General features: G+C 59.1%; 9 protein-coding genes. 3 read left to right on the forward strand and 6 right to left on the reverse strand.

The features are described 5' to 3' along the window. Positions 1-6: 6 nt before the first annotated feature. A complete protein-coding gene (locus WG29040_RS18220; RefSeq protein ID WP_003437862.1) occupies positions 7-927 on the reverse strand; it encodes a LysR substrate-binding domain-containing protein in 921 nt (306 codons plus the stop codon). A 152-nt stretch (positions 928-1,079) separates the two neighbouring features. On the opposite strand from WG29040_RS18220, the gene WG29040_RS18225 reads away from it, so the two are divergent. Then, positions 1,080-2,456 carry a NorM family multidrug efflux MATE transporter gene (locus WG29040_RS18225; protein ID WP_003437859.1) on the forward strand — a complete coding sequence of 459 codons (1,377 nt, stop codon included), beginning with the start codon at positions 1,080-1,082 and terminating at the stop codon, positions 2,454-2,456. A 64-nt stretch (positions 2,457-2,520) separates the two neighbouring features. Here the strand turns inward: WG29040_RS18225 and WG29040_RS18230 are convergent, their stop codons facing one another. After that, positions 2,521-4,080 carry an EAL domain-containing protein gene (locus tag WG29040_RS18230; RefSeq protein ID WP_010656748.1) on the reverse strand — a complete coding sequence of 520 codons (1,560 nt, stop codon included), beginning with the start codon at positions 4,078-4,080 and terminating at the stop codon, positions 2,521-2,523. A gap of 368 nt (positions 4,081-4,448) precedes the next feature. Between WG29040_RS18230 and rep the strand changes: the two genes are divergently transcribed. After that, positions 4,449-6,458, forward strand: coding sequence for a DNA helicase Rep (gene rep / locus WG29040_RS18235; RefSeq protein WP_127196640.1), 2,010 nt, complete (start codon positions 4,449-4,451; stop codon positions 6,456-6,458). A 56-nt stretch (positions 6,459-6,514) separates the two neighbouring features. Continuing rightward, a complete protein-coding gene (locus WG29040_RS18240) occupies positions 6,515-7,087 on the forward strand; it encodes a xanthine phosphoribosyltransferase (protein ID WP_003437854.1) in 573 nt (190 codons plus the stop codon). 46 nt (positions 7,088-7,133) lie between these two features. Here the strand turns inward: WG29040_RS18240 and WG29040_RS18245 are convergent, their stop codons facing one another. The 4 genes from WG29040_RS18245 to alr form a co-directional block, all read right to left on the reverse strand. Then, positions 7,134-9,065, reverse strand: coding sequence for an acetyl-CoA hydrolase/transferase C-terminal domain-containing protein (locus WG29040_RS18245; RefSeq protein ID WP_010656750.1), 1,932 nt, complete (start codon positions 9,063-9,065; stop codon positions 7,134-7,136). Between the two features lie 147 nt (positions 9,066-9,212). Further along, entirely contained in the window at positions 9,213-9,626 is a 414-nt protein-coding gene (locus WG29040_RS18250; protein ID WP_127196668.1) for a cytochrome c5 family protein, read from the reverse strand. 180 nt (positions 9,627-9,806) lie between these two features. Further along, entirely contained in the window at positions 9,807-10,355 is a 549-nt protein-coding gene (locus WG29040_RS18255; protein ID WP_003437848.1) for a cupin domain-containing protein, read from the reverse strand. Between the two features lie 127 nt (positions 10,356-10,482). After that, positions 10,483-11,556: an alanine racemase gene (gene alr, locus WG29040_RS18260; protein WP_127196641.1), complete on the reverse strand. Its 1,074-nt coding sequence runs from the start codon at positions 11,554-11,556 to the stop codon at positions 10,483-10,485. Positions 11,557-11,579 lie beyond the last annotated feature (23 nt).

Consider the following 11,579-nt stretch of genomic DNA (forward strand, 5'->3'; position numbering starts at 1 on the left):
CCTGACTCACGCCATGCGCCTGACCACCGGCAGTTCCATCGCGGCCACTTCGTGTTGCAAGAAATCACTCAGACGGCGCAAACGTTCGCCGCCTGGGCGGGTTTTGGGCCACACCAGATAGTAGTTTTCGCCGCTGGCCACGGCGGTTCTAAAGGGCAGGCTCAGACGATCCTGAGCAACGTCTTCGGCCACCATCAGCAGGTCGCCCATTGAGATGCCGTAGCCTCGTGCGGCGGCGATCATGCCCAGCTCCAGGGTGTCGAATACCTGCCCGCCCTTGAGGGACACCTGGCCGCTCAGGCCCATGCAGTCGAGCCAGCGCCGCCAGTCGCGACGGTCAGGTGTGGGGTGCAGCAGTTCAGTGGCCGCCAGACGTCTGGCATCCCATGGCTGGTCGTCTTGCAGGTTGGGCGCGCCGACGGGAATCAGCATCTCCGGGAACAGCAATGTGGCCTCCCAGTCGGGCGGGAAGTGACCGTTGCTCAGCAGCACCGCGCAGTCGAAGGGTTCCTGGTTGAAGTCCACATGGTCGATATCCATCCAGGCGCTGGTCAGTTGCACTTCATTGCCCGGCTGCAAATGGCGAAAGCGACTGAGGCGGGCCAGTAACCAGCGCATGGTCAGGGTCGAGGGGGCCTTCATGCGCAAGATGTCATCTTCGGCACGCAAGGTGGTACAGGCGCGCTCCAGGGCGGCAAAACCTTCGCGCACGCCCGGCAACAGCAAGCGGGCAGATTCGGTGAGTTGCAAGGTGCGGCCATTACGCTGGAATAACCGGCAGGCGAAATGCGCTTCCAGGGTTTTGATATGGCGACTGACGGCGCTCTGGGTGATCGACAGCTCTTCGCCCGCTCGGGTAAATGAGCTGTGGCGGGCCGCGGCTTCAAAGGCGCGCAAGGCATAAAGCGGAGGAAGGCTACGTGACATGAGGATTATTCCTGGGCGCAACACCAAACAGTGGAAAATTACGGATCTATATATGAGTTTTAATCATGTCATGGATCGTTTTTATCCCTTTGCTTAAAACACTCAACGCGCCGAGAATCAAGCCCTTCAACGCACCTACAGAAATTTTACTGATGACCCTACAGCATCCCGTTCGTATCGAACTCCGGGCCCTTTTGCGGCTGGCCGGGCCGCTTATTGCCTCGCAGTTGGCTCATATGCTGATGGTGCTTACCGACACCCTGATGATGGCTCGTCTGAGCCCGGAGGCTTTGGCAGGCGGGAGCCTGGGGGCGGCCAGTTACTCATTCGTGTCGATTTTCTGCATCGGTGTGATTGCGGCGGTGGGCACCCTGGTGTCGATTCGTCAGGGGGCAGGCGATATCGAAGGCGCGACCCGCCTGACCCAGGCCGGACTGTGGCTGGCCTGGGGCCTGGCCCTGGGCGGCGCGCTGATGCTGTGGAATATCAAACCGCTGCTGCTGTTGTTTGGCCAGACGCCTACCAACGTTGAAGCCGCGGGCCAGTTTTTGCTGCTGCTGCCCTTCGCCCTGCCCGGCTACATGACGTTCATGGCGTTGCGTGGTTTTACCAGCGCCATGGGGCGAGCGACGCCGGTGATGGTGATCAGTCTGATCGGCACCGTGGCCAACTTTCTGCTCAATTACGCGTTGATCACCGGTATGTTCGGCCTGCCCAAGCTGGGCTTGATGGGCATCGGCCTGGTCACGGCAATCGTGGCCACCTGTATGGCCGCAGGCTTGGCCTGGCATATTCATCGGCATCCTGCCTACGACGCGTATCCGATTCGCAATGGCCTGTCGCGGATTAATCTGACGTACCTGCGTGAACTGTGGCGCCTTGGCTTGCCGATTGGCGGCACCTACGCGGTGGAAGTCGGGTTGTTTGCCTTTGCAGCACTGTGCATGGGCACGATGGGCAGCACTCAACTGGCTGCGCATCAGATTGCGCTGCAGATTGTGTCGGCGGCGTTCATGGTTCCGGCCGGGTTGTCCTATGCAATTACCATGCGTATCGGTAAGCACTATGGCGGTGGCGATTTGCTCCGGGCGCGACTGGCCGGTCGGGTCGGGATCGGTTGCGGCGCGCTGATCATGCTTGGTTTTTCAGTGGTGTTCTGGTTCTGGCCGAGCCAGCTGATTGGTCTGTTTCTGGATTACAACGACCCGGCATTCCGCCCGGTGTTCGAGCTGGCTATCAGTTTGCTGGCGGTGGCGGCGTGGTTCGAGCTGTTCGATGGAGTGCAAACCATTGCCATGGGCGCTATCCGCGGGCTCAAGGATGCCCGGACTACGTTCCTGGTGGGGCTGTTCTGCTATTGGGCTATTGGTGCGCCGATGGCCTGGTTGTTGGCGTTCACCCTTGGCTGGGGCCCTACCGGGGTTTGGTGGGGGCTGGCATTGGGCCTGGCTTGCGCGTCGGTAAGCCTGACCCTGGCATTCGAATGGAAGATGCGGCGCATGTTAAAGCGTGAGCTCAAGGCAAGTTGAGTCTGCAGGAGCGAGTTCCTGGCTGGCGTATTGATCAGCTCGCTCCTGCAGGTGACGGTGATGGCTAGATAACCTGCGGTACCTTCTGCTGCTCGCCCAAGGTCAAAAACTCCACCAGGTCTGCCAGCGGCAGCGGTTTGCTGATGAAGTAGCCCTGCACCTGATCGCAGCCAAACCCCCGCAGCAAGGACAATTGCTCAGGGGTTTCGACGCCTTCGGCAACCACTTCCAGTTTCAGGTTGTGGGCCAGGTTGATCATGGCATGCACAAGCTTGCGGTTTTCTTCGCGGTCTTCCATGCCGCCGACGAAACTCTTGTCGATTTTGAGCAGCGCAATCGGCAGGCTGTTGAGATGCACGAACGATGAAAAACCGGTGCCGAAGTCGTCCAGCGAGAAGCGCACCCCCAGCCTTCCCAAGGCATCCATTGTCTGTTTGACCAGGTCACTGCGGCGCATGACAGCCGTTTCGGTCAGCTCGAATTCCAGCCACTGGGCTTCAACTGCGCGCTCGGTGATCAAGCGGCTGAGGGTTGAAAGCAACTGACTGTCCTGGAATTGGCGGAACGACAGGTTGACCGCCATGTGCAGCGCCGGCAGGCCAAGCTCGCGCAGGGTCTGCATATCGCGCAGGGCCCGGGAAATGACCCAGTAACCCAGCGGCACGATCAGCCCGCTTTGCTCGGCCAGTGGCACGAACTCGTTGGGCGCGAGCAAGCCGCGCTCGGCATGGCGCCAGCGTACCAGTGCCTCGAGCCCGACGATCTTGCCCGTGCCCAGATCCAGGCGCGGCTGGTAATGCAGTTCCAGTTCGTCACGGCGCAAGGCCCGGCGCAGCTCGCTTTCAAGGTCGGCCAGGCTTCTGGCATTGCGATTGATGCGTTCGTCGAACACATGAAAGGTGCAGCCCTGGGTGCTTTTGGCCTGCTGCATGGCAATGTGTGCGTGCCACATCAATGGGTCGGCCCCGGCGCTGGCCCGTGCATGGGCAATGCCAAGGCTGCAGCCGATCAGCAGGCTTTCACCGTCGATCCAGTAGGGCTCGGCCATGACTTCGGTGATGCGCTCGGCGATCCATTCGGCGCGCTCGGGGGCACGGCGGGTGTCGATCAGCAGGGCGAATTCATCACTGCCCAGCCTGGCAAGCTGATCGCCGGCCTCGAGCTGGCTTTTGAGACGTGCGACTACTTGCAGGATCAGGCGGTCTCCCGCCTGATGCCCGAGGGCGTCGTTGGCGTGACGGAAATTGTCCAGGTCAAGGTGCCCGAGGGCGATGCCACGCCCGTCGCTTTCGGCCAAACGCACGGCCAGCAGGGTCTGGAAGCCCTGGCGGTTGGCAATGCCGGTCAGCGGGTCTTCTTCGGCCAGGCGTTGCAAGGTGTGTTCAAGCACTCCGCGCTCGCGCACATGGCGCAAACAGCGGCGCAGGACATCGGTGTTCAGGCTGGTACTGATTAACCAGTCGCTGACCCCCTGGGGAGGATCCACGGGTTCGCTGTCGAGCAACAGAACCGTGGGCATGCGACAGCGTCCCGGGGCGGGTTGCAGCGCCGGGGTGGTCAGAAGCAGTGCATTTCGATCGTGCTCGAACAGGTAGCTGACAGATTCCCAGTCCGGTGCGCACATCAGTACGACCTTGCTTCCCATGGGCGCCAGGCACTCGCGCACTAACGCTGCCCAAGATGGCTCTTCGGCCAGTAGCAGTAAACGCAAGGGTTCAACATGCTTGGACAAGCTAGCTCCCTAGACTCTGCATAATTCAGGCGATGGGCATTATGACGCGCCAATACTTAATGGTAAATGACACCGATTATCAATTACGCGCGGTCGGTGTATACCAAACGGTAGACTAAAACCCCCCGGTATCCTGCGGCAAACTAACAAAAGCGGCAAATTTAGATAGAGTGCCACGTCACACCGTCGCACGGAGGCAGCAATATCTGCTCAGCCTGTTAAAATGCCTGCCCTTTTTGCACACGACCCCTATTTTCGTCATGTCCCGACTCAATCCCCGGCAGCAAGAAGCCGTGAACTACGTCGGCGGCCCTCTTTTGGTGCTCGCCGGCGCAGGCTCCGGCAAAACCAGCGTGATTACCCGCAAAATCGCGCACCTGATTCAGAACTGCGGCATTCGTGCCCAGTACATCGTCGCCATGACGTTTACCAACAAAGCGGCGCGCGAGATGAAGGAGCGGGTGGGCACCCTGCTCAAGAAGGGCGAGGGTCGTGGCCTGACGGTGTGTACCTTCCACAATCTGGGGCTGAACATCATCCGCAAGGAGCATGCGCGGCTGGGCTACAAGCCCGGGTTCTCGATCTTTGACGAGGCCGACGTCAAAGCGCTGATGACCGATATCATGCAAAAGGAATACTCGGGCGACGACGGGGTCGACGAGATCAAGAATATGATCGGCTCGTGGAAAAACGATCTGATCCTGCCGCCTCAGGCCCTGGAAAACGCGCGCAACCCCAAGGAACAGACGGCGGCCATTGTCTACACCCACTACCAGCGCACGCTTAAAGCCTACAACGCGGTGGACTTTGACGATCTGATTCTGCTGCCGGTGAAGCTCTTCGAAGAGCACACCGACATTCGCGAAAAGTGGCAGAACAAGGTCCGCTACCTGCTGGTGGACGAGTATCAGGACACCAACGCCAGCCAGTATTTGCTGGTGAAATACCTGATCGGTACACGCAATCAGTTCACCGTTGTGGGCGACGATGACCAGTCGATCTATGCCTGGCGCGGTGCCCGCCCGGAAAACCTGATGTTGCTCAAGGACGACTATCCGTCCCTGAAAGTGGTGATGCTGGAGCAAAACTATCGCTCCACCAGCCGCATTCTGCGCTGCGCCAACGTGCTGATCTCCAACAACCCCCACGCGTTCGAGAAGCAACTGTGGAGTGAGATGGGCCACGGCGACGAAGTCCGGGTCATCCGCTGCCGCAACGAAGATGCCGAAGCCGAGCGCGTGGCTGTTGAAATCCTGACCCTGCACTTGCGCACCGATCGGCCTTACAGTGACTTTGCGATCCTGTATCGCGGCAACTATCAGGCAAAGCTGATCGAATTGAAGCTGCAACACCATCAGATCCCGTACCGCTTGTCGGGCGGGAACAGCTTCTTCGGGCGTCAGGAAGTGAAAGATCTGATGGCCTACTTTCGACTGATCGTGAACCCGGACGACGACAACGCCTTCCTGCGGGTGATCAACGTCCCGCGTCGCGAAATCGGTTCTACCACCCTCGAGAAGCTGGGCAACTACGCCACCGAGCGAAAAATCTCGATGTATGCGGCCACTGACGAGATAGGTCTGGGTGAGCATCTGGACCCCCGCTTTACCGACCGTCTGGCGCGGTTCAAGCGCTTTATGGACCGTGTGCGCGAGCAATGCTCGGGCGAAGATCCGATCGCGGCGCTGCGCAGCATGATCATGGACATCGACTACGAGAACTGGCTGCGCACCAACAGTTCCAGCGAAAAGGCTGCTGACTATCGTATGTCCAACGTCTGGTTCCTGGTCGAGGCGTTGAAAAACACCCTCGAAAAAGACGAAGACGGTGCCATGACGATCGAGGAAGCCATCGGCAAGCTGGTGTTGCGCGACATGCTCGAACGCCAGCAAGAAGAGGAAGATGGCGCCGAGGGCGTGCAAATGATGACGTTGCACGCCTCCAAAGGTCTGGAATTTCCCTACGTGTTCATCATGGGCATGGAAGAAGAGATCCTGCCGCACCGCTCCAGTATCGAAGCCGACACCATCGAAGAAGAGCGCCGGCTGGCCTATGTGGGCATTACCCGTGCACGTGAGACCCTGGCATTTACCTTTGCAGCGAAGCGCAAGCAGTACGGCGAAATCATCGATTGCGCACCGAGCCGCTTCCTGGATGAGTTGCCCCCGGACGATCTCGCCTGGGAAGGTAACGATGACACCCCCACCGAAGTGAAAGCGGTTCGCGGAAATACGGCATTGGCCGATATACGCGCCATGCTAAAACGCTAAAATTGACTATTTTTTACTCTACCTTCAGCGCATAAGCGCTATTTGAGGACGTTACGTTGGAAGCACTGCACAAGAAAATTCGCGAAGAAGGCATCGTGCTTTCCGATCAGGTTTTGAAGGTCGACGCCTTTTTGAACCATCAGATTGATCCGTACCTGATGAAGCAGATTGGCGATGAATTCGCGCGTTTGTTCAAGGATGCGGGCATCACCAAGATCGTTACCATCGAAGCATCGGGCATCGCCCCGGCGGTGATGACGGGCCTGAACCTGGGTGTACCGGTGATTTTCGCGCGTAAGCACCAGTCCCTGACCCTGACTGAAAACCTGCTGTCGGCCACGGTGTATTCGTTCACCAAGCAAACCGAAAGCACTGTGGCGATCTCTCCGCGTCACCTGACCAGCACCGATCGCGTGCTGGTGATCGACGATTTCCTGGCCAACGGCAAAGCTTCCCAAGCGCTGATTTCGATTATCAAGCAAGCGGGCGCAACGGTTGCCGGTCTGGGTATCGTGATCGAGAAGTCGTTCCAGGGCGGTCGTGCTGAACTGGACGCGCAGGGTTATCGCGTTGAATCGTTGGCACGGGTTAAATCCCTGGCTGACGGTAAAGTGACCTTTATCGACTGATACCGCTGCCCTCCCTGCAGGAGCACGCTCCTGCAGGTGACAGGTGTCAGATGCCGGTCTTTGCGGTCGCCTGCAAACCTGCCAGCAGCAGGCGCTGATACAGCTCTTCGCGCAGACCTTCGGGCTTTTCAAGCCCCATGCGCGAGAGGTGTTCGGGGAATGCTTGCGCTGCAGGTGCGTCCAGCGTGGCTTTGCCCAGTTCATAGATCTGCGTGAGTTTGAATTTGCTCTTGAGCCAGTTCAACGCCCGCAGCAGGTCTTGCTCCTGGGTACTGAAATCGCTGCCCAGCGGGTACTCCGGGAATAAATGCGGGTGGCGCGCGGCAATCGATTGCAGGCGCTGCGGACTGTTGTCGGCAAATCGCGGATCGAGGCAAAAGTCCTTGGGCAATTTGCCGATTTGCTGTGCCTGTTCGATCAGTTCGGTCTGGAAGCGTGAATCGGTGATGGACAGCATCGCCTCGATCACATGACGATCGGTCTTGCCGCGCAGATCAGCGATGCCGTATTCGGTTATCACGATGTCGCGCAAATGCCGGGGAATGGTGCAGTGGCCATATTCCCAGACGATGTTGGAACTCACATCGCCTCCCGATTCGCGCCAGCTGCGCAGGATGATCACCGAGCGCGCGTCATGCAGCGCATGGCCCTGGGCCACAAAGTTGTATTGGCCGCCGACCCCGCTGAGTACGCGGCCGTCTTCCAGTTGATCGGCGACGGCGGCCCCGAGCAAGGTGGCGGTGAACGCGCTGTTCACAAAACGCGCATCGCGCCGCTGCAAGCGCTTCAGGTCTTCCTGACCATACAGTTCGTTGATGTAGCTGATGGCGGTCATGTTGAATTCGCTGCGCCTGCTCAGTGGCAACTCCCTCAGGCGCTGGTAAAAGCTGGCCGGACCCAGGATGAAGCCGCCGTGTACGCTGATGCCATCGCGGTGCAGGCTTTCGTCCAGGGTGCCGGCATTGGCCTGCGTCTGACGCTCGATATCCGGGTACACCTTGCGCCGCACAATACCTGCGTCCGCCAACACCATCAGCCCGTGCACAAACATCTCGCTACAGCCATACAGGCCCCGGGCGAACGGTTCGACCCCGCCTTCGCGTTCAATCAGCGAGCGCCATGGGGTTATATCGATATCGCCGAGCAAGGCCCGGTAGCCGTCATTATCGCCCTGACGCGCGAGCAAGGCGGCGCTCAGCGCATCGCCCATCGAACCAATGCCAATCTGTAGCGTGCCGCCATCACGCACCAGAGTGCTGGCGTGCAGGCCGATAAAATGGTCTTGCTGGCTCACCGGCATATTGGGGGTAGAAAACAGCGTGGTGTGCTCATCCTCGTCGATCAGCAGGTCAAAATCTTCGATGTCGAGCTCAGAGTCCCCGGGCATGTAGGGCAAGTCGCTGTGCACGTGGCCCAGTATCAGAATGGTTTCGCCCGCGGCCCGGCGTCTGGCGATCATGGGCAGTAAATCGAGGGTGACATCGGGGTTGCAGCTCAGGCTCAGGCGAGTGGCATCCAGGGGATCACGGGCGACCATCTGCGCCACCAGATTCAAGCCGTTGGCGTTGATATCGCGGGCGGCATGGCTGTAGTTGCTGCTGACGTAATCCTGTTGCGCCGCCGGGCTATTGAGCAGGCTGCCCGGCTGCATAAAGAACTGCTCGACGTGAATGTTGCCCGGCATGCTGTTGCGATGCAGGTCGGCGAGATAATCCAGTTCGATATAGTCGCCAAACACCCGCTCCACAAAGGGCTCGAGAAAGCGGCGCTGCAAACCGTCACCCAGGGGCGGGCGACCAAGGCTCAGGGCGGTGTAAATCGTCAGCCGGCGCTCGGGCAGCAACTTGATGCGCCGATATAGCGCGTTAACGAACCGGTTGGCCTTGCCCAGACCCAGCGGCAAGCCGAGGTGAATATGCATCGGCAAACGTGCGAGCACATCATCGACTGCGCGCTCGATCGAACAGGACTGCACCATCTGACCCTCCAAGACCATCCGTGTATAGAGATGTGACAGAGAGTGACCGGTCTTGGTTGCAAAGAGCAAGGAGGATCAAGGGCGTGCCGGAGCAAATTTCAGGCACAAAAAAGCCGCCCATCAGCGGCTTTTCTGGTGAAGATCGGCTTACTTCAAGCCGGACATCTTCTCGATGGCGCCTTTCAGTTCTTCATCGGTACAGGTCATGCACGTGCCTTTTGGCGGCATGGCGTTGATCCCGGTGATGGCCTTGGCCAGGATGCCATCGAGGCCGCCCTGGTGATCGGCACGTTCTTTCCAGGCTGCGGTGTCACCGATTTTCGGTGCGCCCAGCAAGCCTGTGCCGTGGCACGCGTTGCAATGCTTGGCAATGATGTCGTCCGGGCTTTGAGCACCGCCGCCACCAGCTGAAGCGACGACATCCATGCCTTTACATTCTTCGCCCTGAACACAGACTTTGCCTACAGGCTCGAGACGTTTTGCGATGTCATCGTTTGTTGCCGCTTGAGCGTTGACTGCCCAAAGGGCCAATACAGTTGCTGGTACGGCCAGCATTTTCATAATTAGGTTCACGCGTACACCCTCAATGGTGGCTATTCACGCCCACAACCACGGTTTCGCGGGCGGCAAAAGTATAACGGTTAGCCCGCCACTCTGAAACAACCCTAAAGACAAAGGGGGAATAGAGATGGCGAAATGCAGCTGCGGATGCCTCTGCCCATAAGCAGGGCGCCTCTTTTCTTAGAAATTCGCCGGGGTGGCTGCGCTGATTAGTCGCGCTGCGACATCGAACGGATTGCGAAAACGGTGCGGCTTGGAGCTTTCGAAATAGTAGCTGTCGCCGGCTTCGAGCACGAAGGTCTCAAGACCTACGGTCAACTCCAGACGGCCTTCCACCAGGATTCCGGTTTCTTCGCCTTCGTGGGTCAGCATTTCGTCCCCGGTATCGGCGCCCGGTGGATAGATTTCGTTAAGAAATGCGATGGCCCGACTCGGATGCGCCTTGCCGACCAGTTTCATGGTCACGGCACCATCTGAAATGTCGATCAATTCATTGGCTTTGTAGACAATTTGCGTCGGTTTTTCCTGAAGGATCTCTTCGGAAAAAAATTCGACCATGGACATTGGAATGCCACTCAGCACTTTTCTCAGGGAGCTTATTGAAGGGCTCACGCTGTTTTTTTCGATCATCGAAATAGTGCTGTTAGTGACGCCCGCACGCTTGGCGAGTTCACGCTGTGACAGGCCTTTAAGTTTGCGGATGGATTGCAGTCGTTCACCGACGTCCAATGCGGGAGCCTCCTAGGGGTCAGGTTCAGGTCGAGAAGCCGCCATCATGGCGATAGCGTTCAGTATTTACAACACTTCGACTTCAAACCTGTACCCCCATTTTGCTCCGCACATTGGATACAACTCATCAGTCCCCGGAATAGAGGCGCGGGGCTCGTTTCAGGTTGCAAAAAATCTGGTAAGGAATGGTGTCAGCCTTGGCCGCCACCTCACTGGCGAGGATGGTTTTGCCCCACAACTCGACGGGTGAACCGAGGCCGGCTTGCGGCACATCCGTGAGATCAATGCACAGCATGTCCATCGACACCCGCCCCAGCAGCTGGCTGCGTACACCGGCCACCAGTACCGGGGTGCCGGTGGGCGCCTGACGCGGGTAGCCATCGGCATAACCCATGGCCACTACGCCGACGCGCATTGGTCGGGTGGTGATGAATCTGGCGCCGTAGCCCACCGGCTCGCCTGCCGGCAATTCGCGTACGCAAATGACTCTGGATTCCAGGGTCATCACTGGCTGCAGGCGGGAAGCTTGAGCCTGCGGCTCTTCAAACGGGGTTGCCCCGTACAGCATGAGCCCCGGACGGACCCAGTCACTTGGGGTGGTTGGCCAGCCAAGGATCGACGGCGAGTTGCGCAAGCTGACTTCGGCAGACAAGTCCGCACGGGCCGCCTGAAACACCGCCAGCTGTTCTTCACTGCGGCTGCAGTCCAGTTCATCGGCGCGGGCGAAGTGGCTCATGAGTACGATTTTTGCCACTTTGCCGCTGGCCTGCAGGCGCTGGTAGGCGGCTTTGTAATCATGCGGGTGCAAGCCGACGCGGTGCATGCCGCTGTCGAGTTTTAACCACACCTGAATCGGTCTGGGGAGGCGGGCCTGCTCGATCGCGTCGAGCTGCCACAGCGAATGCACCACGCACCAGAAGTCGTGCTCGACGATCAGCGGCAGTTCATCTGCTTCAAAAAAACCTTCAAGCAGCAGAATAGGGGCGCGAATGCCGGCAGCGCGCAGTTCCAGGGCTTCTTCGATACAGGCAACAGCAAAGCCGTCGGCTTCAGCCTCCAGGGCCTGGGCGCAACGTACGGCGCCATGGCCGTAGGCGTCGGCCTTGATCACGGCGAGGGCTTTGGCCCCCGTCACTTCACGGGCCAGTTGGTAGTTATGACGCAGGGCTTGAAGGTCGATCAGGGCACGGGCTGGGCGCATGGCGGCGGGCTTCTAACGGCTGT

This window comes from Pseudomonas sp. PAMC 29040 (assembly GCF_003994535.1).
GTDB lineage: Bacteria > Pseudomonadota > Gammaproteobacteria > Pseudomonadales > Pseudomonadaceae > Aquipseudomonas > Aquipseudomonas paraversuta.